The following is a 25,709-nucleotide window of genomic DNA, read 5'->3' as shown; positions in this document are numbered from 1 at the left end:
CCTGACCGTGACGCCCGTGGTCAAACCCGCCGGAGTCACCACTCGTCTTAGGTGCATGGAGAGATTCCGGTACGGCATAGCGTTATCGACCGCCTGCGCGATCCTGGTCCTGGCGTCCGGCTGCGGCGGTAGCGAGTCGGCCATGTCCGGCCAGGCCGTGTCCCAGGCGGCGGCCCCCGAAGCGGCCGCGTCCGGCCAGACAGAGTCGAAGGCCGCCCAGGACAGTGCCTCCACCCCGCAACGCAGAGCCCCCAAGTCCGTCGAGAACATCGCCTCGAAGGTCAAGGTCACCCAGCAGGACCGCCAGGTCATCTACACGGCGAGCATGACCGTACGGGCCAAGGAGGTCACGGGGGCGGCGCTCCAGGCCAAGCAGATCGTCACCGCGGCCGGCGGCTACCTGTCGAAGGAGGAGTCGAACTCGGCCGAGGGCAGCGAGGCCAGCGCCCTGCTGGAGTTCAAGATCCCGCCCGCCCGCTACGGCGAGGTGCTCGCCGCGCTCGGCAAGAACCTGGGCAAGCAGCTGTCGGTCCAGCAGGGCACCCAGGACGTCACGCTGCAGGTGGCCGACGTCAACAGCCGGTTGAAGTCGGCGCAGCAGGCGCTCGACTCGCTGCGTACGCTGCTGAAGAAGGCCGACACGATCGGCCAGGTGCTGCAGGTCGAGCGGGAGATCTCCGACCGCGAGGCCGACCTGGAGTCGCTGCAGTCCCAGCAGAAGGAGCTGGCCACCCAGGTCGGCATGGCGACCCTCACGCTCCGGCTGGTCGGCCCCGTCGCGGTCGTGAACGAGCCGTCGGAGGAGCCCGCCGGCTTCCTCGGCGGCCTGAAGTCGGGCTGGAGGGGCCTGGTCGGGGCCGTGAAGGTCGCGCTGACGGTCGTCGGGGTGCTGCTGCCCTGGATGATCGTGGTCGTGCCGGTGATCGTGCTGACGGTCGTCCTGGTACGGCGGCGCCGCCCGGCCCGCCCAGCAGCGGCAACCCCGGTGGAGACTCAGGCTTCGTGAACCAGGTCGGTCAGGCGCATGAGCTGGTCGGGGTCGGTCGAGGGCAGTACGCCGTGGCCGAGGTTGAACACGTGACCCTCGGCCGCCTCGCCCCGGCGCAGCACCTCGCGCGCCTTGCGCTCGACGACCTCCCACGGGGCCAGCAGGATGGCGGGGTCGAGGTTGCCCTGCAGCGCCTTGCCCGGCCCCACGCGGCGGGCGGCCTCGTCGAGCGGCACCCGCCAGTCGACGCCCACCACGTCGGCCCCGGCCTCGCCGAGCAGGCCCAGCAGCTCGCCGGTGCCCACGCCGAAGTGGATGCGCGGCACGTCGAGGTCGGCCAGGCCGTCGAAGATGCGGCGGGTGTGGGGCAGGACGAACTCCCGGTAGTCTTCAGGGGCCACCGCCCCCACCCACGAGTCGAACAGCTGGACGGCCGACGCCCCGGCCCGTACCTGGATGCGCAGGTGCTCCAGGACGATGGCGCTGAGCCGGTCCATCAGCGCGTGCCACAGCGCGGGCTCGCCGTACATCATGGCCTTGGTGCGGTCGTGGTTCTTGGACGGCCCGCCCTCGATGAGGTAGGAGCCGAGCGTGAACGGCGCACCCGCGAAGCCGATCAGCGGCGTGGCGCCCAGCTCGCCGGTCAGCGCCTGGATCGCCTCGGTCACGTAGGGGACGTCGCCGGGCTCCAGCGGGCGCAGCGCGTCGATCCCGGCGGCGTCGCGGATGGGGTCGGCCACGACCGGGCCGACTCCCGGCTTGATGTCGAGGTCGACGCCGATGGCCTTGAGCGGCACGACGATGTCGCTGAAGAAGATGGCCGCGTCGACGCCGTAGCGGCGGACGGGTTGCAGGGTGATCTCGACGATGAGGTCGGGCGTCGCGCACGCGGTCAGCATGGGCACGCCCTCGCGAACCTTCAGGTATTCGGGCAGCGACCGCCCGGCCTGCCGCATGTACCAGACCGGGGTGTGCGGTGCGGGCTGACGGCGGCAGGCGCGAAGGAACGCTGAGTCGGCGAGATTCACCTCTCAAGGGTCCCATGACCTCGTGCCGGTCCGTTCACCGGCGCGACGTGTCGGAAAAGTATGCATTGAACGACCAAAATCATGATCAGATAGCCAGATGGATGTTTACCGGTCGGCTCGGCATCGGCGCCCCACACGGGTCGAACACACCCCATGGGCGACCAGAAAGCCGGTCTCGTCTGGACCAAAAGTTGGCCAAGCCACCGCGCGGCATCGATTCAGCATCCACTTTCGGGACACGCCGAGCGCGTTGCGGCGAATTGTCAGCGTGCCGTGCCAACGTCGGAGCGACGACCCGAAGAAAGGCTCCGGTGCGATGACCGCGTTGTGGGGTTCCCCAGAACACCGCAGTGAGCACTGCGCTCCCTGCGCCGGCATGCGGCTGTTCGAGCAGCCTCCGTGTCTCGACGGACACGAGCCGGGCGAGTGTCCGGAGTGGGCCTGTGTCGACTGCGGCCACGCGATCGTCCTAGGCGGGATCACCCTGCCGGTCCGTCAGCTAGCTATGGCATCGGTTTGATCGCGAACTATGAGCACCCCCGTGGTCCCCTTCCGCCCGTCTTCGACCTACGCTTCGGCTATGACCCTCGGTGAGCAGCCGCCGGCCCCCGCCTCCTTCAGGCGTGCGGTCGACAGCCTGCGCCAGGCCGAGGTCAGGCCGGAGATCGAGCTCGAAGACCTGCCCGCGCCCCAGCGGCTGGCCCCCTTCTCGGCCGCGATCGGCGCCTCGGTCTACCGCGAGGACGACGAACTCGCGGTCGGCAGGCTGATCCTGCTCTTCGACCCCGACGGCCAGCGCGGCTGGGAGGGTCCGTTCCGGCTGGTCGCCTATGTCCGTGCCGACATGGAGCCGGAGATCACCTCCGACCCCCTGCTCGGCCCCGTCGCGTGGAGCTGGCTCACCGAAGCGCTCGAGGCTCATCAGGCCGACTACTCCGCCGCTGGCGGTACCGTGACTAGAGCCGTGTCCGAGGGGTTCGGCAACAAGGCCGAAGACCCGGTCACCACCGAGCTAGAGCTGAGGGCATCCTGGTCGCCCGCGCATGAGGATCTCTCCGGCCATGTCGCAGCGTGGTGTGACCTCATGTGCCTGGCGGCCGGGATCCCGCCGCTCCCTCCCGACGTGGCCGCCATGCCACGCCGACGTGAAGATCCGGAGAGTGACCGTACGAAGTGAGGGCACCAGTCAATACCGCACAAGCGTCATGAGAACGGTGATCTCATGACAGAAGAACGAACCGTCGTCCCACTGCTGGAGCCACGCGAGGGCATCCCGGCGGTCGTCGAAGACGGCGCCTCTTTGGCGCGCGTCGTCGCGGCCTTCCGGGCGGGCACCGGTCCCGTGGCCGTCGACGCCGAGCGGGCCTCCGGCTATCGCTACGGCAACCGCGCGTACCTGGTGCAGCTGCGCCGGGCGGGCGCGGGCAGCGCGCTGATCGACCCGATCGCCTGCCCCGACCTGTCGGAGCTGGACGAGGCCGTCTCAGGCGCGGAGATCGTGCTGCACGCCGCGTCGCAGGACCTGGCGTGCCTGCTGGAGGTCGGGTTCCGGCCCCGTGACATGTTCGACACCGAGCTGGCGGGCCGGTTGCTCGGCTACGAGCGGGTGGGGCTCGGCACGATGGTCGAGACCGTGCTGGGGCTGCGGCTGGAGAAGGGCCACTCGGCGGCCGACTGGTCGACCAGGCCGTTGCCCGAAGACTGGCTGCGCTACGCGGCGCTCGACGTCGAGGTGCTGGTCGAGCTCCGCGACGTGCTCCACGGCGAGCTGGTGGAGAGCGGCAAGCTGGAGTGGGCGCGCGAGGAGTTCGCCGCCGTGCTCAACACCCCGCCACCGGTCCCCCGCTCCGATCCGTGGCGGCGCACGTCGGGCATCCACAAGGTACGCAACATGCGGGCGCTGGCGATCGTGCGGGAGCTGTGGACCATGCGCGACCGCATCGCCCAGGAGAGCGACCTGGCGCCCGGCCGGGTGCTGCCCGACTCGGCGATCGTCACGGCCGCGCTGGAGGTGCCGCGCACCAAGAAGGCGCTCACCGAGATCTCGGCGTTCACCGGGCGCAGCGCGCGCCGGCACATGACCGACTGGCTGGCCGCGGTCAGCAGGGCGCGCGGGCTGCCCGAGTCCGAGCTGCCGCAGCCGAGCACGCCCGGCGACGGGCCGCCCCCGGCCAACCGCTGGGCCGATCGCGATCCGGCGGCGGCCAAGCGGCTCGCCGCGGCGCGCGCCGTCGTGGCCGCGCTCGCCGACGAGCATCGGATGCCGACGGAGAATCTCCTGCAGCCCGACGCGGTCCGCAGACTCACCTGGGAGCCGCCGGTGGAGATCACCGACGAGACCGTGACCGCCCGGCTGCGCGGGCTCGGCGCCCGCGAATGGCAGCTCTCCCTCACCGCCCATCCGCTCGCCAAGGCGCTGGCCCGGCTGGAAAGCAAGGGCGAGCTCTAGGTACGGCCCACTTGACGCCCCCACGGGGGCGGCCTTACCGTTCGGGAAAGCGCTTTCCGCGAAAGGATCCTCATGAGCGTGCGCACCATTGGCGTCGTGATGAACGGCGTCACCGGCCGGATGGGTTACCGCCAGCATCTGGTCCGATCGGTCCTGGCCATCAACGAGCAGGGTGGGGTCGTCCTCTCCGACGGCAGCCGGGTCAAGCTCAGGCCGGTCCTGGTGGGCAGGAGCGCGGACAAGCTTTCCCGGATCGCCGCCGAGCACCACATCTCCCGCTACACCACGGACCTCGACTCGGCTCTGTCCGACGCCGACAACCTCATCTACTTCGACGCCCAGGTCACCAGCGCCAGGGTGAAGGCGGTGCTCAAGGCCATCGAGGCCGGCAAGCACATCTACGCCGAGAAGCCCACGGCCGAGTCCGTCCAGGAGGCGGTCGCGCTGGCGGAGGCGGCCAAGGCCAAGGGCGTCAAGAACGGCGTGGTGCAGGACAAGCTGTTCCTGCCGGGCCTGCTCAAGCTGAAGCGGCTCATCGACAGCGGCTTCTTCGGCCAGATCCTCTCGGTCCGGGGCGAGTTCGGCTACTGGGTGTTCGAGGGCGACTGGCAGGAGGCCCAGCGGCCGTCGTGGAACTACCGGGCCGAGGACGGCGGCGGCATCGTGCTCGACATGTTCCCGCACTGGCACTACGTGATGGAGAACCTGTTCGGCCGCGTCGAGTCCGTCTACGCCAAGGCCGTGACGCACGTTCCCCAGCGGGTCGACGAGCAGGGCAAGGCCTACGCGGCCACCGCCGACGACGCCGCGTACGGCATCTTCGAGCTGGCCGGCGGCGTGATCGCCCAGATCAACTCCTCCTGGACCGTCCGCGTCAACCGCGACGAGCTGGTGGAGTTCCAGGTGGACGGCACGCACGGCAGCGCGGTCGCGGGCCTGCGCAACTGCCGCTTCCAGCACCGCGCCGCCACGCCCAAGCCGGTCTGGAACCCCGACCTGCCCGCCACGGCCCGCTTCCGCGAGGGCTGGCAGGACGTGCCGGACAACGCCGATTTCGACAACGGCTTCAAGATCCAGTGGGAGGGGTTCATCCGCCACGTGTGCGAGGACGCGCCGTTCCCGAACGACTTCGCCTCGGGCGCGCGCGGCGTGCAGCTGGCCGAGCTGGGCCTGCGTTCCTCGGCCGAGGGCCGCCGGATCGAGGTGCCGCACCTGTGATCATCGACCTGCCCGGCGGCGCGTACACGCTGCGCGAGCCCGTGACCTGGCCCGTCGTCGACGCTCCGGCGTCGAGCCGGGTCGTGTACGCGGCCGCGCACGTGGTGGCCGACCCGCTCGGCGACAACACGCCCGGCTCGCCCGCCGCCGTCGACTGGGACGCCACGCTCCGGTTCCGCCGGCACCTGTGGTCGTACGGCCTGCGCGTCGCCGACGCCATGGACACCGCCCAGCGCAACATGGGCCTGGACTGGGCCGCCACCAAGGAGCTCATCCGGCGCAGCGCCGCCGAGGCCCGCTCGTTCGGCGACCCCGCCGCGCTGGTGGCCTGCGGCGCGGGCACCGACCACGCCCCCGAAGCCACCGACCTGGGCGCGATCACCGCCGCCTATACCGAGCAGCTGGAGACCGTGCAGGCCGCCGGCGCCGGGGTGATCATCATGGCCTCGCGGCAGCTCGCGCGGGTGGCGAGCGGGCCCAAGGACTACCACCAGGTGTACGGGGAGCTGCTCGGGCTGGCCGACCGGCCGGTGATCCTGCACTGGCTCGGCCAGATGTTCGACCCGCAGCTGGCCGGATACTGGGGCTCCGCCGATGTGGCGGCGGCCACGGAGTCGTTCCTGGAACTGATCCACGCGCACGCCTCGAAGGTGGACGGCGTGAAGGTGTCGCTGCTCGACGAAGAGCACGAGGTGGGACTGCGGGCCGCGCTGCCCGCCGGCGTCAGGCTGTACACCGGCGACGACTTCAACTATCCGTCGTTGATCAAGTCGGGGTCGCACGCGCTGCTGGGCATCTTCGACGCGATCGCGCCGGCGGCGGCCGCGGCCCTGCGGGCGCTGGACGCCGCCGAACAGAGCACCGGCGCGGAGGCCGCCCGAAATCTCGCACTTTACGATGAGATCTTGGCGCCGACCGTGCCGCTGTCCCGGAAGATCTTCGAGACGCCGACGTACAACTACAAGACCGGCATCGTCTTCCTGGCCTGGCTGAACGGCCACCAGGACGCGTTCGCCATGGTGAACGGCGCCCAGTCGGCCCGCTCGCTGGTCCACCTGTCGGAGGTCTTCCGCCTGGCCGACCAGGCCGGGCTGCTGGCCGACCAGGAGCTGGCCGTACGGAAGATGAAGGCGCTGCTGGAGGTGAACGGGCTGTGAGCCTCTCCCTGAACCAGCGGACGACCAAACGGTGGTCGGTGGCGGAGGCCGTCGAGGGCTGCGTACGGCACGGTCTGGAGGCCGTGGGGCTGTGGCGTGAGGAGGTGGCGGAGCAGGGGCTGGCCGAGAGCGTCAAGCTGGTCCGCGACGCCGGGCTGCGCGTGTCGTCGCTCTGCCGTGGCGGCTTCCTGACCACCCCCGCCGACCCGGGTTCCGGCACGAGCGGCCAGGCATCAGGCGGGACGGCTCGTCGGGTGGCGCTCGACGACAACCGGCGGGCCATCGACGAGGCCGCCGAGCTGGGGGCGGCCTGCCTGGTCATGGTCGTCGGCGGCCTGCCGGGCGTGCGGCCCGGCGAACCGCTGCCGGGTGAGCCGCTACCGGTCGTGCGGCCGGGTGAACCGCTGCCGGCCGACCCCGACGGCGCGGGGCGGCCCTTCTCGCGTGATCTGGCCGGGGCCCGTGAGCAGGTGGCCGAGGCGCTGGAGGTGCTGGCCCCGTACGCCGGTGAGCGGGGCGTCAAGCTGGCGCTGGAGCCGCTGCATCCGATGTACTGCGCCGACCGGGCCGTCCTGTCGACGCTGGCCCAGGCGGTCGACCTGTGCCTGACGTATCCGGAGGAGCAGGTGGGGGTGGTGGTCGACACCTTCCACGTGTGGTGGGACCCGCGGCTGTTCGAGGAGATCGCCAGGGCCGGCAGCCGGATCGCGTCGTACCAGGTGTGCGACTACCTGCAGCCGCTTCCGGCGGACGTGCTGCTGGGGCGCGGGATGATGGGCGACGGGGTGATCGACTTTCCGCCGATCACCCGCGCTGTCGCCGCGGCCGGCTACACCGGGGACGTCGAAGTGGAGATCTTCAACGCCGACGTCTGGGCCGCCGACCCGGACGAGATCGTGGCCACCATGAAGCACCGCTACGCCCAGGTGGTGTCCGCCTGACCCGGCCGGGCGTCCTGTGCCGCCCCTCCTGACCGCGACCGGGTCAGGCCGGGCTGGCGGCCGGTTCGTCCCGTGCCGCGGCTTCGTCAGCCGGGTCCGGCTCGGCCTCGGAGATCGTCACCGTGCCCGCGGCTCCGTTCACGGTGATCTCCTGGCCGGTGACGATGCGGTGGGTGGCGTCCGGGACGCCGGCCACCGCCGGGATGCCGTACTCGCGGGCCACCACCGCGCCGTGCGACATGGCGCCGCCCATCTCCATCACCAGCCCGCCCGCCGTGAGGAACAGCGGCGTCCAGCCGGGGTCGGTCGACGGGCAGACCAGGATCTCCCCCGGCTCCAGGTGCGCCCCGACCGGGTCGAGCACCACCCTGGCGCGGCCGGTGACCGTACCGGCGGAGGCGGCGCTGCCGATCAGCGCGCCCGCCGCGGCGGGGGCCGCCAGGGCCTCGGGCTCAGTGCCGTCCGACAGCATGATCCTCGGCACGTGCCTGCGGCGTGACTCCCGCTCGTAGGCCGCCCGCCGCTCGATCACCGTGGTACGCAGGTCGCCCCCGTCCAGGGCCGACCGCGCCTCCTCGATCCGCAGGTAGAACACGTCGTCCGCCGCGTCCAGCACGCCGGTGGTCACCAGGTGCTCGCCGACGACCAGCAGACTCCGCCGGATCGCGGCCAGGGTCTTCACCAGGTAGAACTTCGGCATCTCGCGTACCCCGGCGAACATCCGGGTCCGCCGCAGCCCGAACCGGACGACAGCCCCCCGGAGCGCGCCCTTGCGGCGAGCAGTCGCCACGATCCGCGCGACAGCCGCCTCGGCCTCGGCCGCTCCCCTGGCGAACAGCGCGTGGGGCGCGAGGTCGGCGCCGCCCTCCATACGCAGGTAGTTGGCCAGGACGCCCAGGATGTGCGTCGGGTCCTCCGACCAGCGGGCGACGCCCAGGTCGATCTCGGCGATGCCGCGATGCCCGTACTTATCCAGAAAAGCAGTGATCCCCTGCTGGGCCTTCGGGGGCAGTTCGCCGGCCTTGAAGCGGCGTACGAGCTCGCTCACCGGCTCGTTCCTGAACGGTTCCGGCTCGATGCGCGTCGCCAGCGCCCAGAGTTCGAGGTCCATCTCGGTGGTCGGGTTGTTGGGGACGCTGCGGAGTACGTCCTGCATGTCGCTCATGGACAGGCCGGAGAGCTTCGCGGCCAGCCCGAACAGCCCATAACCGGCGATCGCGATCGGCATGAGCGAGACGATCGCCGGGAACGCGGTGCTGAGCATCCGCTCCGCGTGGTCGAGCCGCTGGACGGGCGTGGCGGAGCCGGGCACCCGCAGCCGCCGGTCCAGCTCGTCGCCCATCCGCCTGGTGTAGGCGATCGCCCGATCGGGCCGGGTCAGCGCCTGGAGCAGCCGCTTCGGGGCGTGTACGCGGCGGGCGAAGTGCGCCACCGCGCGGAAGAACGGCCGGCGCGAGGTCTGGATCACCGAGAACCGGGGCTCCTCGAACAGGTCCGTCAGCACCGCCCCGGCCCTGGCCTCGCCCATCAGCAGGGCGCGCGGCATGATCGCCCGGCCCATGCGGCTGCGCAGGGCCGTGGTGAGGTCCAGCCAGACGCGCTGACCCGCCTCGAACATGAACGCCGCCCCATCACGCGCCCTGGCCGGACCGTAGCCGAACACCCCGGCGGCACCCGAGCTGAGCAGCTGGAACGCGGACAGCCCCATCGGGGTAAGCGGTCCCATGACGCCCTGGGCGACATTGATGGAGAAGTAGACCCGCAGGCCCTGCCTGGTGGTCTCGGGCAGCGGGTAGAGCGTGGTGATCGGCCTGGCCTGAGTGAGCCAGAGCTCGCCGTCGGCGTCGATGGCCCACTCGGTGTCCTGCGGCGCGCCGTAGTGGTCCTCGACGCGGGTGCCGAGCGCGGCCAGGTCGCGTACCTGCTCGTCGGTCAGGCAGAAGCCGTCATGGGCGGACTCGACGCGTTCCGTGCCGCCGCCGGGCAGGGCGCGGATCGTCAGCCGCTTGTCGCCCGCGTGCCGGTCGAGGATCTCACCGCTCGCCGCGTCGACGACGAACCGGTCAGGGTTGACGGCGCCGGAGACCACGGCCTCGCCGAGCCCGGGGTTCGCGTCGATGACGGCCTCGTGCCTGCGTCCGGTGAGCGGGTTCGCGGTGAACAGTACGCCGGCCGTCCGCGCGTCGACCATGACCTGGACGACCACCGCCAGCCGTACGGAGGCGTGGTCGATGCCGTTGGAGTCGCGGTAGGCGACGGCGCGGTCGGTCCAGAGCGAGGCCCAGCAGCGGCGTACGGCGTCGAGCACGTCGTCGGCGCCGACGACGTTGAGGTAGGTGTCCTGCTGACCGGCGAAACTGGCGAACGGCAGGTCCTCCGCCGTGGCCGAGGAGCGCACCGCGACCGGCGCCGCGTCTTGGTGCACGGTCTGGCTCAGTGTGGTGTACGCCTCGCGGATCGACCGCGCGACGGCCTCGGGGATCGGGGCCCCCAGCAGCCGGGTCCTGGCGGCCTCCGCGAGGCCCGGGCCGCCGGTCGCGATGACGTCGTCCAGGCCCGCCGCCTGCGCCACCTCGTGGTACGCCTCGGTGGTGAGCGCCCAGCCGGGCGGGACGGGGAGCCCGGCCCGGGTCAGCTCACCGAGGTTGGCCGCCTTGCCACCGACTTCGGCCAGCATGCCGCCGTCGATGTCGGAAAAGTTTAGTGCCGTGTTCATCGGGCGCACCCCCACCGTTCAGCGTCTCGCTATGAGTGTCACGCTTAACGGCAAAGAATTCAACACTTGATGAACAGTGGCGTCGCTCACACCTCCAGCGGCACACCGTCGAGGCCCCAGGCGGGGTCGGGCTCGATGCCGAGCAGGGCCAGCGCGGTCGGGCCGACGTCCACCAGCCTCGGACCGCCGAGGCCGGAACCGCCCAGGTTCACGCCGCCGCCCAGGCGGGCGGCGATGACGAAGACCGTTCGCTCCTCGATGGAGGTGCCGCCGTGGCCGCCCTCGTCGACGTGACCGTGGTCGGTGGTGACCAGCACAGTCCAGCGCTCGCCGGCGAACGTCGGCCTGTCCCGGATCGCGTCGAGGAAGCGGCCGAGGTAGGCGTCCTGGGTGTGCAGCGCCTCGGTGTATTCGGGGCAGTGCGGGCCGAGGTCATGGGCCACCTCGTCGGTCTCGCCCAGGTAGACGAAGGTGAGGTCGGCGCCGGTGTTCGCGAGGTGGTTCTCGGCGGCCTCGGTCACCTGCTTGTCGGCGGTCGGCCAGGTGATCGCGTAGCCGTCCAGGGCGAGGCGGGTGCCGATGGCCGGGCCGAACGCGCCGTGGTCCGCGAGCGCCGCCCAGGAGAAGAACGCCGCGGTGGTCAGGTCGGGGCGGGCCGTGTTGGCGCGCGTCAAGAAGTCCGGATATTTCGCGAATTGGGGGTTGGTGAATGCGTTGTCCACGACGCCGTGCTTGTCGGGCCACACCCCGGTGGCGATGGACGACCACCCCGGCCCGGAATCGGTCCGCGACCTGATGACCCGGCTGGAGGAGACCTGGTCCGAAGCGGCACTGCTGGAGGAGATCTCCCCCGAAGTGGCGGCGCCCTCGCCCGAAGCGGCGGTGCCCTCTGGGACGATCTCGCCGGGGGACTCGGTCCGGGGGGCGGCGGCCTCGCCGTACGGGAGCAGGCTCGTCCCGTACGCGCCCGCCGACATCAGCCCGCTCAGCACCGGCGGCTCCAGCGCGACCAAGCGGTCGAAGCGCAGGCCGTCCATTCCGACCACCAGCACCTTGGCCCTCACTGAGCCCCTGGCTGGATCCCTCACCGGGTCGCTCGTCACTGGCTACTCCCTCCTAAAACGCCGCACCCACTCGGCGGCCCCAGGCAGTATCTCCTCCACCGGTGCGACCTGGGGATACCAGGTGCGCTCCCACTCCAGCGACACCCACCCGGAGTAGCCCCACGAGCGCAGCAGCTCACCGCACTCGTCCAGCGGCACCGTGCCGGTCCACATCGGCACCGGCGTGGTGTCCTGGGCGGAGACCGCGTCCTTGACCTGGACGTAGGCGAGGTGCGGGCCGAGAAGCGCCAATGTGTCGGCCGGGGACTCGCCGTGGCGCCAAGGGTGGAGGAGGTCCCAGAGCGCGCCGGTGGTCTCCGGGCAGGCCGCCTCGTCGAGCAGTCGCGCGACGGCCGCGCCGGTGGCCATCTGGTCGTGCGTCTCGACGAGCACCCGCAGACCGAGTCCGGCGGCCGTGGCGGAGACCGCTTTGAGCCTGCGCGCTCCGATGGAAGGGTCGTCGCCGCGCGGGAACACCCGGACGCCCGGGGCGCCCAAGTCGGCCGCGAGCGTCAGGTCCGCGACGAGCGCCTCGACGACGGGCTCGTCCGGGCCCGGCTCGCATACGCCGACATATCCGGCGAGCGCCGATATTTCCAGACCTGCGGCTTCGACCCGCTGCCGCACCGACGACCGCTCATCCGCCGACAGACCCCGGTGTACGCCAGTGTCGGGGTGCAACCGCAGTTCCAGACCCTGGCAACCCTGCGCGGTCGCCACCTCGATCACCCTGTCGAGCCCATCGCCCGGCATCCCGAGCGTGCTGACCGCCAGTTTCATCGCGTGCCCTCCCGAGCGACCGTCCCGCCTGTGCGGCGCCTCCCCTTCGGAAGCGCCCCCTATCCACGCCCTGTACGGCGAAGCTCAGCGCAGCGCCCGTACGCTCTCGCGCAAAACCACCTCACCCGGCACCTGCTCCACCGTCGGCTCCTCCTCCGCCGCCAAGGCCAGTTCGAGGGCGCGGGCGCCCATGTCCTGCAGCGGCAGCCGTACCGTGGTCAGCGCGGGCACCTGGTCGCGTAGCGTCGCGATGTCGTCGAAGCCTGCCACCGACACATCGTCCGGCACCCGGATCCCCCGCTCGCGGTAGGCGGCGAGCGCCCCCACGGCCATCACGTCGTTGACGGCGAACACGCACGTCGCGTCCCCCGTCTCCTGGGCCGCCCGGTAGCCGCCGTCGCGGTCGAAGGGTCCCTCGATGACGCGCGGCTCCGGCAGGCCAAGCTCGGCCAGCGCCGACACGAACCCGGCGCAGCGGTCGCGGGCGGTCATCAGGCGCGGCGGCCCGGCCAGTACGGCGAAGCGGGTGTGGCCCAGCCCGGCCAGCGAGCGGGCCAGGGCGGCGGCGCCCTCGTGGTTGGCGGGCGCGACCGTGTCGACGCCGAGCAGGTCCTGGCCCACGCACGCGGCCCGCCCGCCGCTGGCCCGGTAGCGGTCCAGCTCGGCGCGGAGCCGTTCGGTGACCTCAGGGTCGGCGACGCGGGAGCCGACCAGCAGCACGGCGCGTACGCGCTGGGCGTTGAGCGTCGCCACGTAGGCGATCTCCTGCTCGGGGTCGCGGTGCGTGGTGCCCACCATGACCAGCAGGCCCTCGCCGGCCGCGGCCCGCATCGCGCCGTCGGCCAGCGCCGCGAAGTAGGGGTCGGTCAGGTCGTGGACCACGATGCCGATGACGTTGCTCGCCCCGCGGGCCAGTGTCTGCGCCGCGATGTTGGCGCGGTAGCCCAGCTCGTACGCGGCTCGCTCGACGCGGGCCCGCAGGTCGGCGCCCACCTGGCGGGTGCTGCCGTTGAGCACCCGCGAGGCGGTGGCGAGTGAGACGCCCGCCTGCTTGGCGACGTCTTCCAGCGTGACCACGAGACCTCCCGGAAAGCGGTTTCCCAGTGTGCCAGACCGGCACCTGGGTCCGCATCCTTACACGTCTCGGGGCCGGCGCGACAGGAAGTCACCGCCGAAGGACTTCATCCCCACGGGAACAGGATGTCGAACAGGCCCTTCTTGGTCTCCGTCGGAGCCGGCACCGGAGCCTGCGTCTGGACCGCCTGCGTCGGCTGGCTGGTCTCCTGCTTGGCCGGGTCCTGCGTCGGCTGCTTCTGGGTGGTGCCGGTGTCCGTGTCCTTGATCGTGTCCTGCGTCGCCCTGGTGGCCCGGGTGCTCGGCTTGGCGGTCGGCTCGCCGATGCGCGTGCGGGTGGCCCGCGGAGAGGGGGTACGGGTGGGGCGCACCCGGGCGGCGGTCGGCGACGGGGCGGCGGTGGCCGACGCGGTCGGCTCCGGGGAGTCCGATTCCGTGGGGTCGGTGGCCTCCTCCTCGGTGTCAGTCGGCTCCGAGTCCGTGGGAGAGGCGGCCGGCGCGCTCACCTGCTCGGCGCTGGCGCACTTCCCGCTCTGGCACGGGTCGTCGGAGGACGTACCGGTCAGCATCCAGCCGGCCCCCGCGCCGAGCACGACGACCGCGACGGCCGCCATGAGCAGCACCTTGGTACGGCGGCGCACCTCCTTGTCGCCCTCGGCCTGGTGACCGCCCCCTTGGGAGCCGTCGGTCCAGCCGGAGCCGAGGAAGCCGCGCTTGGGCTCCGCGGACTCGTCATCGTCGTAGGAGGACCCGTAGCTCTTGTCGAGCGGGAGGTAGGCGTCACTCGGCTGGTCACCGGTGTAAAGCGGCCCACTCGGCGCGTCACCCGTGTAAAGCGGCCCACTCTGGGCGTCACCCGTGTAGAGCGGCTCGCCGGTGTCACCGGAGTAGAGCGGCTCCCTCTGCGCATCGCCCGTGTAAAGCGGCCCACTGGCCGAGTCACCGCTGTAGAGCGGCCCACTGGGCGCGTCACCGGCATACAGCTGGTCGCCACCCGTGTAAAGCGAATCCCCGTAAAGGGGACCGCTGGCCGGGTCACCCGTGTACAGCTCACCCTCGGCACCTGTCGCGCGGTGCTGCCCCTCGGACGGCGGGATGTACAACTCGGGCGCGCCGTTGTCCGGCGGGAGGATGTAGGTCTCATTGCCCGAGACCACAATGGCCGGCTGTTCGTCGGTGTCGTCCGTGCTCCAGCGCGGAGACAGAACGTCGCCGGTCAGCTCCGGGTTCGCCGACCTGCCCTGCCCATCCTCATATGGCCTGTCGTTCTCGTCGCGCGCCACGATGGAACCTCTCTAATACGAATCTGGACCGCGACCCTTCCTAACAGACTTCTCCACCACTTGTCCGGAAATTTCACAGGATGCTCATAAATAAGCTGGTGTCACAACTCTGATCCCCCGTTTCGGCGGACCCCCCGAGGGGTATGCCCGAAGGTTGCCTGCACATGACCACGCACCTGCTCCAGCCCTATACGCACGGTAACGGGACACGGCCCACCTAAAGCCAGCAAAGGCCGCGCATGACGGCGCTGATCTCGGTCAGGACCGGAGTTTCGGTCCAATCGAGGACTCCATCCAAAAGACCGAAATTCAGCGCGCAGTCACGCGCAGTGACGAGATCATGACCCCCATGACCGAGCTCGCGCCCCTCCCGGCGAGCCCGCCCAGGACGCCGCAGCCGGCGCTCAGCAGGCTCTCCGTCGGCCGCGGGTGGGCGGTGACGCCGCCGCTCGGCTGTACGGGCGCCACGCCCGCTCCGCGAGCACGGGCCTGTACGGCTTCGCCGACGTGATGAGCCGGGCCACCGAGGCGCCGGCGGGTTCGGCGGCGGGCACGGGCCTCGTCCGCAGCGTGGTTACTGACCAGTAGCATAGGCGCGGTAACTGCCGAGCAACGAGGAGCGAATCCGTGCCTTCCTCTCGTGACGTCGTGTTCGTCGACGGCGTACGCACACCTTTCGGCCGGTCCGGGCCCAAGGGCATGTACGCGGAGACCCGCGCGGACGACCTGGTCGTCCGCGTCATCCGCGAGCTGATCCGGCGCAACCCGGGGCTGCCCCCGGAGCGCGTGGACGAGGTCGCGATCGCCGCGACCACCCAGATCGGCGACCAGGGCCTGACCATCGGCCGCTCGGCGGCGGTGCTGGCCGGGCTGCCCAAGACCGTGCCCGGCTACGCGATCGACCGCATGTGCGCGGGCGCGATGACCGCGGTGACCACGGTCGCGGGCGGCATCGCGTTCGGCGCGTACGACGTGGCCATCGCGGGCGGTGTCGAGCACATGGGCCGTCACCCGATGGGCGAGGGCGTCGACCCGAACCCGAGGTTCCTGTCCGAGCGCCTCGTCGACCCGAGCGCCCTGGTCATGGGCATGACGGCCGAGAACCTGCACGACCGCTTCCCCACGATCACCAAGGACCGTGCCGACGCCTACGCGGTGCTGTCGCAGGAGAAGGTGGCCAAGGCGTACGCCGACGGCCGGATCCAGCCCGATCTGGTCCCCACGGCGATCAGGACGGCCGAGCGGGGCTGGGGCCTGGCGGTCGAGGACGAGGCGCCGCGCCCCGGCACCACGCTGGACGGGCTGGGCGCGCTCAAGACGCCGTTCCGCGCCCACGGCAACGTCACGGCGGGCAACTCCTCGGGCATCAACGACGGGGCCACCGGCTGCGTCGTGGCCGCCGCCGAGACGGCCTCCGAGCTGGGCCTGGCGCCGAAGATGCGGCTGGTCTCCTACGCCTTCGCCGGAGTGGACCCCGAGGTGATGGGCGTGGGCCCGATCCCGTCCACCGAGCGGGCGCTCCGCCTGGCAAATCTCGATATTTCCGATATCGGGCTGTTCGAGATCAACGAGGCTTTCGCCGTACAGGTGCTGGCCTTCCTGGAGCACTTCGGCATCGCCGACGACGACCCGCGGGTGAACCCCTACGGCGGCGCGATCGCCTTCGGCCACCCGCTGGCCTCCTCGGGCGTGCGACTGATGACGCAGCTCGCGCGGCAGTTCGGCGAGCGCCCCGACGTTCGCTACGGCATCACCACCATGTGCGTCGGCATGGGCATGGGCGGCACCGTGATCTGGGAGAACCTGGCATGAGCAACCTCGACACCTGGCGCTCGCTGCTGACCGAGCGCGACACCGGCGAAGTCGTCACCAAGGCCCTGGTCCGCGACGTCGAACTGCCCGGCGGGGCCGGCACGATGGCGCTCATCACCCTCGACAACGGCTTCGACCACACCAAGCCCAACACCTTCGGCCCGCACGGGCTGTTCGCGCTGAACGGCGCCCTGTCCGAGATCGCCGCCCGCACCGACCTGGCCGCCGTGGGCGTGACGGGCAAGCCGTTCATCTTCGCGGTCGGCGCCGACCTCAAGGGCGCGACGACCATGGCCTCGCGCGAGGAGGCGCGGGCCATCGGCGCGCTGGGGCACCACGTGTTCCGCCGCCTGGGCGAGCTGCCGATCCCGTCGTTCGCGTTCGTCAACGGCGCGGCGATGGGCGGCGGCCTGGAGGTGGCCCTCCACTGCACCTACCGGACGATCTCCTCGGGCGTCCCGGCCATCGCGCTGCCCGAGTGCTTCCTCGGGCTGGTACCGGGCTGGGGCGGTACGCAGCTGCTGCCGCACCTGATCGGCCCGGCCCGCGCGCTCAAGCTGATCATCGAGAACCCGCTGTCGCAGAACCGGATGCTCAAGGGTGCCCAGGCGTTCGAGCTGGGCGTCGCCGACGCGATGTTCGAGCCGGCCGACTTCCTGGAGGAGTCGCTGCGCTGGGCCGCCCGGGTGCTCACCGGCGACACCGTCGTGGCACGCGACTCGTACGCCGACGATGACTGGGACAAGGCGGTCGCCGACGCGCGTTTCCTGGTCGACATGAAGCTGCGCGGCGCCTCCCCCGCGCCCTATCGGGCGCTCGACCTGGTCGCCCTGGCCCGTACGGCCACGCGCGACGAGGGCTTCGCCGCCGAGGACGAGGCGCTGACCGACCTGCTGATGGGTGACGAGCTGCGGGCCGGGCTCTACGCCTTCGACCTGGTGCAGCGGCGGGCCAAGCGCCCGGCGGGCGCCCCCGACGCCGCGCTGGCCCGCAAGGTGACCAAGGTCGGCGTGGTGGGCGCGGGGCTGATGGCCTCGCAGATGGCGCTGCTGTTCGCCCGCCGCCTGGAGGTGCCGGTCGTACTGACCGACCTCGACGAGAGCAGGCTCGGCAAGGGCGTGGGGCACGTGCACGCCGAGGTCGACAAGCTGCTCGCCAAGGGCCGTGTCTCGGCCGACCAGGCCAACCGGCTCAAGGGGCTGGTGACCGGCTCGCTGACCAAGGACGCCTTCGCCGACGCCGACTTCGTCATCGAGGCGGTCTTCGAGGAGATGGCCGTCAAGCGGCAGGTGTTCGCGGAGGTGGAGGCGGTGGTCTCGGCCGACTGCGTGCTCGCGACCAACACCTCCTCGCTCTCGCTGGCCGAGATGGGCGCCGCGCTGGAGCGTCCGGAGCGGCTGGTCGGGTTCCACTTCTTCAACCCGGTCGCGGTGATGCCGCTGCTGGAGATCGTCAAGGCGCCCGCGACCGACGACGCGACGCTGGCCACCGCATTCGCCGTGGGCCGGTCGCTGAAGAAGTCGTCCGTGCTGGTGAAGGACGCTCCGGCGTTCGTGGTCAACCGGCTGCTCACCCGCTTCATGGGCGAGGTGATCGCCGCGGTCGACGAGGGCACGCCGCTGGAGGTCGCCGAACACTCGCTCGACGACCTCGGGCTGCCGATGACGCCGTTCGCGCTGCTCCAGCTCGTGGGGCCGGCCGTCGGCCTGCACGTGGCCGAGACCCTGCACGCGGCCTTCCCCGAGCGCTTCGGCGTCTCGGCGAACATGGCCAAGCTGGTCGCCTCCGGCAAGCCGGGCGTCTATCTGCCCGACTTCTCGCTCGACCCCGAGGCGGTGGCGCTGTTCGCGGGCGGCTCGGCGCCGTCCACCGCCGCCGACGTACGGCTGCGCGTGCTGCGGGCGCTGGCCGAGGAGATCCAGATCATGCTGGACGAAGGCGTGGTCGCGGCGGCGCAGGACATCGACCTGTGCATGATCCTCGGCGCGGGCTGGCCGTTCCATCTGGGCGGGATCACCCCGTACCTGGACAGGTCGGGTCTGGCCCGGCCGCGCTTCCTCCCGTCCGGGACCGCCTCCGTGCCCGCCTGAGACGGGCCGGCTTGACCGAATCTTGGGAGGCCCGTCCGGCGGGCCTCCCAAAGTCCGGCCGTCCGTCACGTAGCGTGTTCGCCGCGCTACGAACGGAGAAGATCCATGATGAGAGCAGTCGGCACGATCGCGTTGTGCGGAGTCGCGCTGGCGACGGCGACCCCCGCGCTCGCCGGAACGGCCCCCAAGTCGACGCTGAAGATCGTTGTCGTGGTGGACGACCTGCCGAAGGGGGCCACCCTCACCTGTGACCCCGACGGCGGCAGCCACCCCACCCCCGCCGCGGCCTGCGACCTGCTGCGGAAGGTCAAGGGCGACCCGAGCAAGCTGAACGTGGTGCCCAATCCGGTGTGCACCGACGAGTACCAGCCGCACACCGTCGTGGTGGTGGGCAAGTGGCGCGGGACGTCGCTGCGATGGACCTACATCTTCTCCAACTCCTGCCGGATGAAGGCGGCGGGCGGAGCGGTCTTCACCGTCAGACCGCCGGCCGCCTGACCGGCGAGGGGTGGGCGCCCCGGGCGCCTACCCCTTCGGGCCGGTCACCCGGACCCGGCTGTGGCGGTAGCCGTAGGCGAAGTAGAGCACGGCACCGATGATCAGCCACACCAGGAATCGCAGCCACGTCTCGACCGGCAGGTTGAGCATCAGGTAGAGGCAGGCCAGCACCGACAGGATCGGCAGCAGCGGCACCATCGGCGTACGGAAGGCCCGGTGCAGATCCGGCTGTGTCCGACGCAGCACGATCACACCTGCCGAGACCACCACGAACGCGAAGAGCGTCCCGATGTTCACCAGCTCGGCCAGCGCGCTGAGCGAGATGAACCCGGACAGCACCGTGGTGACCAGCCCGATGATGATCGTCAGCCGGGCCGGCGTGCCGAACCTGGGGTGGACCTTCGCCAGCGCGACCGGCAGCAGCCCGTCGCGGCACATGGCGAACAGCACCCGGCTCTGCCCCAGCATGAGGATCATCACCACGGTGGTCAGGCCGGCGATCGCGCCGATGCTGATCAGCGTGGCCGCCCAGGACTGCCCGACCGCGGTGAAGGCGTCGGCGAGCGGCGCCTTCTCACTCAGCTTGTCGTAGCGCTGCATGCCGACCACGACCAGCGACACCGCGACGTACAGGACGGTGCAGATGGCCAGGGAGCCGATGATGCCGCGCGGCAGGTCGCGCTGCGGCTTGATGGTCTCCTCGGCGGCGGTGGCGACGATGTCGAAGCCGATGAAGGCGAAGAACACGATCGCGGCGGCCGAGAAGATGCCGATCACGCCGAAGGCGACGGGCGTGATGCCGAACAGCACCTGGATCAGCGGCGCCTTCAGCCCCTCGACCCCCGGCGTGGACACCGGCGGCGGGATGAACGGCGAGTAGTTGGCGGTGTTGATGAAGAACAGCCCGGCCACGATGACGAGCAGGATCACCGCCACCTTGATGGTGACGATGACCAGGTTGACCCGCGACGACAGCTTGATCCCGGCGGTCAGAACGCCGGTGAGGATCAGCACGATGACCATCGCGGGCAGGTTGATCACGGGGTGCTCCCCCGCCATCCAGCCGGGCAGCTGGAGGCCCAGCGAGGACATCAGCGACGCGAAGTAGCCCGACCAGCCGACGGCGACCACCGCCCCGGCCAGCGCCATCTCCAGCATCAGGTCCCAGCCGATGACCCAGGCCGGGAACTCGCCCAGCGTGGCCAGCGAGAAGGTGTAGGCGGATCCGGCCACGGGGATCGACGAGGCGAACTCCGCGTAGCACAGCGCCGCCAGACCGCAGACGACGGCGGCCACGATGAAGGAGAGCGCCACCGCCGGACCGGCCGTCTCCTTGGCCACGCGGCCGGTGAGGACGAAGATGCCGGTGCCGACGATGACGCCGATGCCGAAGACGGTGAGGTCGACGGCGGTCAGTCGCTTTCGCAGCCGATGCTCGGGGGCTTCGGTGTCGAGGATCGACTGCTCGACGCTCTTGGTGCGAAAGATGTCCACACTCAGCGTCTTCCCAAACCCCCGGTTGATCATCCCTACACGGGCTGTGACCAGGGCGATCAGCGTGGCGCGGACTGGCTCTCGATGGGGCTGCTCCGCTTGGCGATCGCCTCGGTGATCTCGCGCGCCAGGTCCTGGCCGGTCAGCCCGATCTGGCCGAGGATCGCGGCCCGCTTGGCATGGTCGAGGAAGCGCTGCGGGATGCCGTAGCCGCGTACGGGCACATCCACGTCGGCGTCGCGCAGCAGGCGGGACACCGCGTCGCCGACGCCGCCCACGCGGCCGTTGTCCTCGACGACCGCGACCAGCTTGTGGGCGCTCGCGGCGGCCACGAGCGCCTCGTCGAGCGGCTTGACCCAGCGCGGGTCGACCACGGTCGCCGAGATGCCCTGCGCGTCGAGCAGGAGGGCGGCGTCCATGCAGATCCGCGCCATCGGGCCGACGCCCACCAGCAGCACGTCGGGCTCGCCCGCGCGCAGCACGTCCATCGTGCCCAGCTTGCCGACGGCCTCGATCGGCTCGGCGACCGGGCCCTTGGGGAAGCGCAGCACGGTCGGGCTGTCGGAGACCTCCACGGCCTCGCCGAGCAGCTCGGTCAGCCGCTCGCCGTCGCGCGGCACGGCGATCTTCAGGCCGGGGACGACCTGGAGGATCGACAGGTCCCACATGCCGTTGTGGCTGGCGCCGTCGTCGCCGGTGACGCCCGCCCGGTCGAGCACCACGGTGACGGGCAGCCGGTGCAGGGCCACGTCCATGAGCAGCTGGTCGAAGGCCCGGTTGAGGAAGGTCGCGTAGACGGCGACGACCGGGTGCATGCCGCCGAGCGCCAGCCCGGCCGCGCTGGTCAGGGCGTGCTGCTCGGCGATGCCGACGTCGTAGATGCGCTCGGGGTAGGCCTCGGCGAAGGCGGCCAGGCCGGTCGGGTGGAGCATCGCGGCGGTGATGGCGACCAGGTCCTCGCGGTCCTTGCCGAGCCTGACCAGCTCCTCGCTGAACACGTTGGTCCAGATGCGGCCCTTGGGCTTCTCCGCGCCGGTGGCCCGGTCGAAGGCGCCGGGCGAGTGGAACTGGTCCTCGTCGTGGTTCTCGGCCGGTGAGTAGCCGCGGCCCTTCTGGGTGAGGGCGTGCACGATGACCGGGCCGCGGAAGTCGCGGGCCTTGCGCAGCGCCGCCTCCATGGCCTGCTCGTCGTGGCCGTCGATCGGCCCGACGTATTTCAGGCCGAGGTCCTCGAACATGACCTGCGGGGCCAGGACGTCCTTGACGCCCTTCTTGATGCCGTGGAGCGCGTCGTAGAGCACGGGAACGTTCCCGATCTTGTCTTTGACGTACTCGAGCATGTCCTCGTAGCGGCGGTTGACCCGCAGCGAGGACAGGTGGGAGGCCAGGCCGCCGATCGTCGGCGAGTAGGAGCGGCCGTTGTCGTTGACGACGATGACCAGCCGCAGGTCCTTGCCCGCCGCGATGTTGTTGAGCGCCTCCCAGGCCATGCCGCCGGTCAGCGCGCCGTCACCGATCACCGCGATGGCCGTGCGGTCGTGCTCGCCGCGCAGCTTGAACGCCTTGGCCAGGCCGTCGGCGTAGGACAGCGCGGTGGAGGCGTGGGAGTTCTCGACGAAGTCGTGCTCGGACTCGGCCTGGCTCGGGTAGCCGGACAGGCCGCCCTCCTGCTTCAGCGCGCCGAAGCCCGCGGCCCGGCCGGTGAGCAATTTATGAACATACGACTGATGCCCGGTGTCCCAGACGATCGGGTCGTTCGGCGAGTCGAAGACGCGGTGCAGGGCGATGGTGAGCTCCACCACACCGAGGTTGGGGCCGAGATGGCCGCCGAAGCGGGCGCAGCAGTCGACGAGCAGGTCACGGATCTCCGCCGCTAGCTGCGGCAGCTCCTCTGCATCCAGGCGTTTGACGTCGTGTGGTCCCTTTACCGAGCCCAGCAACCCGCTCACGGATGCGATCCCCTCTGCTCCTGTGCGCTAACCCGATCGAGTCTAGTTCGTGCCTGCCTTGCTGACTCCATCGAGCTCCATAGAGTCAAATCCACCCACATATGTCCGATCTTGACCTAGTCTTTCCTTCACTATGAACACTCTCCCCATGAAGAAGCTGTCGTCCCTTGTGGCCACAGGCGCGGTTATCGCGCTGGCTGGCGCGGGAACGGCGACAGCCGATGTCCAGCCCGTTTCCGCAGGTCAGCAGGTCGTCCAGCCAGCCGCTCAGCAGGCGGCGCCCCCTCGCGGCAAGGCCGCCGCGACGGCCAGCCCGCTGTACCGGACGGGACGGCTCGCCAGCTCCAACTGTTCGCCCGGCAACCTGCCCAAGGGCAGCACGACGGCTTACAAGCGCTTCCTCTCGACCGTGACGAACTGCCTGAACCGCTCCTGGGCCACCCAGTTCCGCAAGGCCGGCCTCTCCTTCAGCAAGCCGCGGCTGCGCATCATCACCAAGAAGGTCCGCACGCCTTGCGGCCCGTGGAGCGCGGGTGCCGACGGCATCTACTGCTCGACCGACCGCACGATGTACATGCTGATCACCAAGACTCAGCTGCGCCAGCCGTTCGCGCTGGGCATCACCCGGCTGATGGCCCACGAGTACGGCCACCACGTGCAGAACATGTCGGGCATCTGGAACTACTACTGGGCCGCCAGGAACGCCAGCGGCAGGTCCGGCCAGCTCGCGCTCTCGCGCCGCTCGGAGCTGCAGGCGGAGTGCTTCTCCTCGGTCTTCATGCGCACGGTCGAGGGCACGCTGCCCGTCGACTCGGGTGAGTGGGACTACACCGTCAACTGGTTCCGCAAGAACGGCGCCAAGGGCTGGCCGCAGAACGACCACGGCCGGGGCCCGTCGCAGGCGTACTGGATGAACCGCGGCTACGGCTCGGCGTCCCCCGGCTCCTGCAACACCTGGGCCGCGTCGGCGCGTACCGTCGCCTAGTTCTTTCTCCCGTAGTTCTTTCTCCCGCTCTGATGCGGCCGCGCCCTACGGCGCGGCCGCATTGCGCTTTCCGGACAAAGCACAGGTCTCGCGAACAGGGCCCGACCTAGTGGTCTAGTATCCGCGATCGTGCGTATACCCCTTATCGCCGCATCTGTCGGCATGGTCGTGGGTTTGGCCCTATCTGGCACGGCCAACGCGGAGACCACGGCCCCGCAGGTCGCGCAGATCGCGCCGCCCGCCGTACTGGCCAAGAACAAGATCTATCGGTCCGGCACCCCGTCGCCGCAGTCGTGCGCGATCCCCGCGATCCGCAAGGGCAGCGCCGCCTCACTCAAGACCTTCCACCGGGCCATGGCCAGGTGCGCCAACACCTTCTGGGCCACCAGGTTCAAGGCCGCCGGGCTGCGTTACAGCCCTCCGAAGATCGCCATCACGACCGGCAGCGGGTCGGTCTGCGGCAAGATCACCAGCAACGGCGCCCAGTACTGCCCGGCGCAGCGGACGATCGCCATCCGGATCATGAAGCGGGACCTGCAGGACCCGTTCCGGATGAACATCGCGCACTCCGTCGCCCACGAGTGGGGCCACCACGTGCAGCAGCTCAGCGGCATGCTGGACGAGCAGAACAGGCTCTACTGGAGAGCCGGAGGGAGCGCGCGCACGATACTCAGCCACCGCCTGGAGATGCAGGCCGAGTGCTTCGCCGGCGTCTTCTACAGCTCCACCCTCGACTCCATCGACCCGGGCATCACCTGGGACGAGTGGACCGACGCCGTGAGCAGGGCCGGGGAGAGCAAGGTCCACGGCAAGCCGGCCAACCTCGCCTACTGGCAGGATCGCGGCTACAGCGGCGGATCGGCCCGGTACTGCAACACCTGGACCGCGCCGAAGAGCCGGGTCTCCTAGGCGTTGGCCCTGGCCAGCACTTCCAGTGGGTCCGCGAGCACGTGGGCGAAGGCCAGCTCGGCCGCGCCCACGAGCGTCGCGTCGTCGGCCAGGGCCGAGGTGCGCAGCCGCAGCTTCTCCCGCTGCGGCGCCATCGCGTGCAGCGTCAGCCTGGTGCGTACCTGAGCGGCCGCGCCGAGATAGATCTCCCGTAGCATCCCGCCGAAGATGACCATCTCCGGGTTGAAGATGTTGACCAGGTTGGCGACGCCCAGGCCGAGCCAGTCGCCGACCTTCTTGAGCGCCTCCTGGGCCACGATGTCGCCCCGGTCGGCGGCGTCGACCACGGCGCGCACCGCGTCCCTGCCGTGCTGCTCGCCGGCCAGCCGGCCGGCGGTCTCCAGCAGGGCCCGCTCCCCCACCTCGGCCTCCAGGCAGCCGTGCGAACCGCAGCCGCAGGCCCGCCCGCCGGGGTTGACGACCATGTGGCCGACCTCGCCGCCGTAGCCGTCGTGACCGCCCAGCAGGTGACCGCCCGCGATGATCCCGCCGCCGATGCCGACGTCTCCGTGCAGGTAGATCAGGTCCCGGACGGCGGCCCCGACGCCGCGGCTGTGCTCGGCCAGCGCGGCCAGGTTGGCGTCATTGCCCACGCTCACGGGCAGGCCCAGGCCCAGCCTGCGACCAAGTTCCTCACCGAACGGCACCTCCTCGGTGCCGAGGTTCGGGCCGAACCTGATCATGCCGTCGCCCTTGCGCACCCCGCCGGCGACCGCCGCGGCCGCGCCGACGCAGACCGTGTCGGCCCTGGTCTTGCGCCGCATCTGCCGGGCGAAGCCGGCCAGGATCCCGGCCAGCTCCTCCAGCTCGAACGGGCCGCGCAGGCGTACGGCCTCCCTGCGGTCGAGGATCACCCCGCCCAGCCCGACGCGCGCGACGGCCAGCCGGTCCGGGCCCACATCGAAGGCGAACACGTAGACCCGCGCCGACTCGGGACGCACCACGAGCGAGGGGCGGCCCGCGCGGCCGGTCTCGCGCGGCAGCTCCTCGCGTACCAGGCCGGCCGCCGTGAGGTCGGAGGTGAGCGCCATGATCGTGCTGCGGTTGAGGCCCATCTTCGACGTCAGCTCGGCGCGCGAGGTCGGCCCGCCCAGATGGACGTGCCGCAACAGGGCGCCGAGGTTGTGACGCCTGATGTCCTCCTGGGAGGGACCGGCACGCATCGTCTGGGCTTCCTTAAAGGGGTGAGAGTCGCT

The 25,709-nt window shown here is 70.9% G+C and carries 21 protein-coding genes; 12 read left to right on the top strand and 9 right to left on the bottom strand.

From position 1 onward, the window contains the following. Positions 1-55 precede the first annotated feature (55 nt). Complete coding sequence (locus tag AB0B64_RS06915; protein WP_358175296.1) at positions 56-1,006, top strand: DUF4349 domain-containing protein; 951 nt, start codon at positions 56-58, stop codon at positions 1,004-1,006. On the opposite strand, the gene hemE is transcribed toward AB0B64_RS06915, so the two are convergent. Beyond that, positions 994-1,944 (bottom strand): uroporphyrinogen decarboxylase, encoded by a 951-nt coding sequence (gene hemE / locus AB0B64_RS06910; protein ID WP_358175969.1) that lies wholly within the window; start codon positions 1,942-1,944, stop codon positions 994-996. The two genes, AB0B64_RS06915 and hemE, sit on opposite strands and share 13 nt — an antisense overlap. Before the next feature lie 652 nt (positions 1,945-2,596). On the opposite strand from hemE, the gene AB0B64_RS06905 reads away from it, so the two are divergent. The 5 genes from AB0B64_RS06905 to AB0B64_RS06885 all read left to right on the top strand — a co-directional run bounded on the left by AB0B64_RS06905 (position 2,597) and on the right by AB0B64_RS06885 (position 7,781). Then, positions 2,597-3,193 (top strand): DUF3000 domain-containing protein, encoded by a 597-nt coding sequence (locus AB0B64_RS06905; RefSeq protein WP_225289305.1) that lies wholly within the window; start codon positions 2,597-2,599, stop codon positions 3,191-3,193. Between the two features lie 45 nt (positions 3,194-3,238). Continuing rightward, positions 3,239-4,465, top strand: coding sequence for a ribonuclease D (locus tag AB0B64_RS06900; protein WP_357940978.1), 1,227 nt, complete (start codon positions 3,239-3,241; stop codon positions 4,463-4,465). Between the two features lie 72 nt (positions 4,466-4,537). Beyond that, positions 4,538-5,683 carry a Gfo/Idh/MocA family oxidoreductase gene (locus tag AB0B64_RS06895; RefSeq protein ID WP_358175293.1) on the top strand — a complete coding sequence of 382 codons (1,146 nt, stop codon included), beginning with the start codon at positions 4,538-4,540 and terminating at the stop codon, positions 5,681-5,683. Next, on the top strand, positions 5,680-6,840 hold the full coding sequence (locus tag AB0B64_RS06890) for a dihydrodipicolinate synthase family protein (protein WP_358175290.1): 1,161 nt from the start codon (positions 5,680-5,682) through the stop codon (positions 6,838-6,840). Before AB0B64_RS06895 ends, AB0B64_RS06890 begins: the two co-directional genes overlap by 4 nt. Further along, on the top strand, positions 6,837-7,781 hold the full coding sequence (locus tag AB0B64_RS06885) for a sugar phosphate isomerase/epimerase (protein ID WP_358175287.1): 945 nt from the start codon (positions 6,837-6,839) through the stop codon (positions 7,779-7,781). The genes AB0B64_RS06890 and AB0B64_RS06885 overlap by 4 nt, the downstream gene beginning before the upstream one ends. Positions 7,782-7,824: 43 nt before the next feature. On the opposite strand, the gene AB0B64_RS06880 is transcribed toward AB0B64_RS06885, so the two are convergent. The 5 genes from AB0B64_RS06880 to AB0B64_RS06860 form a co-directional block, all read right to left on the bottom strand. Next, positions 7,825-10,497 (bottom strand): PEP/pyruvate-binding domain-containing protein, encoded by a 2,673-nt coding sequence (locus AB0B64_RS06880; protein WP_358175284.1) that lies wholly within the window; start codon positions 10,495-10,497, stop codon positions 7,825-7,827. An 86-nt stretch (positions 10,498-10,583) separates the two neighbouring features. Further along, positions 10,584-11,561, bottom strand: a complete 978-nt coding sequence (locus tag AB0B64_RS06875; RefSeq protein WP_358175281.1) for an alkaline phosphatase family protein — start codon at positions 11,559-11,561, stop codon at positions 10,584-10,586. Positions 11,562-11,603: 42 nt separating this feature from the next. Continuing rightward, positions 11,604-12,380, bottom strand: coding sequence for a sugar phosphate isomerase/epimerase family protein (locus AB0B64_RS06870; RefSeq protein WP_358175278.1), 777 nt, complete (start codon positions 12,378-12,380; stop codon positions 11,604-11,606). Positions 12,381-12,464: 84 nt separating this feature from the next. Continuing rightward, positions 12,465-13,457, bottom strand: coding sequence for a LacI family DNA-binding transcriptional regulator (locus AB0B64_RS06865; RefSeq protein WP_357940964.1), 993 nt, complete (start codon positions 13,455-13,457; stop codon positions 12,465-12,467). 104 nt (positions 13,458-13,561) lie between these two features. Beyond that, the gene (locus tag AB0B64_RS06860; RefSeq protein ID WP_358175275.1) at positions 13,562-14,737 is read right to left on the bottom strand and encodes a hypothetical protein; all 1,176 of its coding nucleotides are present in this window, start codon (positions 14,735-14,737) and stop codon (positions 13,562-13,564) included. Between the two features lie 349 nt (positions 14,738-15,086). On the opposite strand from AB0B64_RS06860, the gene AB0B64_RS06855 reads away from it, so the two are divergent. The 4 genes from AB0B64_RS06855 (at position 15,087) to AB0B64_RS06840 (ending at position 19,137) form a co-directional block, all read left to right on the top strand. Next, positions 15,087-15,248 (top strand): hypothetical protein, encoded by a 162-nt coding sequence (locus AB0B64_RS06855; RefSeq protein ID WP_358175272.1) that lies wholly within the window; start codon positions 15,087-15,089, stop codon positions 15,246-15,248. A gap of 116 nt (positions 15,249-15,364) precedes the next feature. Then, entirely contained in the window at positions 15,365-16,549 is a 1,185-nt protein-coding gene (locus tag AB0B64_RS06850; protein ID WP_358175269.1) for a thiolase family protein, read from the top strand. Next, positions 16,546-18,639, top strand: coding sequence for a 3-hydroxyacyl-CoA dehydrogenase NAD-binding domain-containing protein (locus tag AB0B64_RS06845; RefSeq protein ID WP_358175266.1), 2,094 nt, complete (start codon positions 16,546-16,548; stop codon positions 18,637-18,639). The genes AB0B64_RS06850 and AB0B64_RS06845 overlap by 4 nt, the downstream gene beginning before the upstream one ends. A 105-nt stretch (positions 18,640-18,744) precedes the next feature. Continuing rightward, positions 18,745-19,137: an SSI family serine proteinase inhibitor gene (locus AB0B64_RS06840; protein WP_358175263.1), complete on the top strand. Its 393-nt coding sequence runs from the start codon at positions 18,745-18,747 to the stop codon at positions 19,135-19,137. A gap of 27 nt (positions 19,138-19,164) precedes the next feature. On the opposite strand, the gene AB0B64_RS06835 is transcribed toward AB0B64_RS06840, so the two are convergent. Beyond that, on the bottom strand, positions 19,165-20,631 hold the full coding sequence (locus tag AB0B64_RS06835; RefSeq protein ID WP_358175260.1) for an amino acid permease: 1,467 nt from the start codon (positions 20,629-20,631) through the stop codon (positions 19,165-19,167). A 59-nt stretch (positions 20,632-20,690) separates the two neighbouring features. After that, complete coding sequence (gene dxs, locus AB0B64_RS06830) at positions 20,691-22,571, bottom strand: 1-deoxy-D-xylulose-5-phosphate synthase (protein WP_358175966.1); 1,881 nt, start codon at positions 22,569-22,571, stop codon at positions 20,691-20,693. Positions 22,572-22,728: 157 nt separating this feature from the next. Between dxs and AB0B64_RS06825 the strand changes: the two genes are divergently transcribed. Further along, positions 22,729-23,565: a neutral zinc metallopeptidase gene (locus AB0B64_RS06825; protein ID WP_358175257.1), complete on the top strand. Its 837-nt coding sequence runs from the start codon at positions 22,729-22,731 to the stop codon at positions 23,563-23,565. A gap of 129 nt (positions 23,566-23,694) precedes the next feature. Next, positions 23,695-24,474 (top strand): neutral zinc metallopeptidase, encoded by a 780-nt coding sequence (locus AB0B64_RS06820; protein WP_358175254.1) that lies wholly within the window; start codon positions 23,695-23,697, stop codon positions 24,472-24,474. On the opposite strand, the gene AB0B64_RS06815 is transcribed toward AB0B64_RS06820, so the two are convergent. Further along, on the bottom strand, positions 24,471-25,676 hold the full coding sequence (locus AB0B64_RS06815; protein ID WP_357940946.1) for an ROK family transcriptional regulator: 1,206 nt from the start codon (positions 25,674-25,676) through the stop codon (positions 24,471-24,473). The two genes, AB0B64_RS06820 and AB0B64_RS06815, sit on opposite strands and share 4 nt — an antisense overlap. Between the last annotated feature and the right edge of the window lie 33 nt (positions 25,677-25,709).

Source organism: Nonomuraea sp. NPDC049129, assembly GCF_040648495.1.
Taxonomy (GTDB): domain Bacteria; phylum Actinomycetota; class Actinomycetes; order Streptosporangiales; family Streptosporangiaceae; genus Nonomuraea.
Note: the sequence above shows the minus strand (reverse complement) of the source record. Positions and strands in the feature narration are given on the sequence as shown.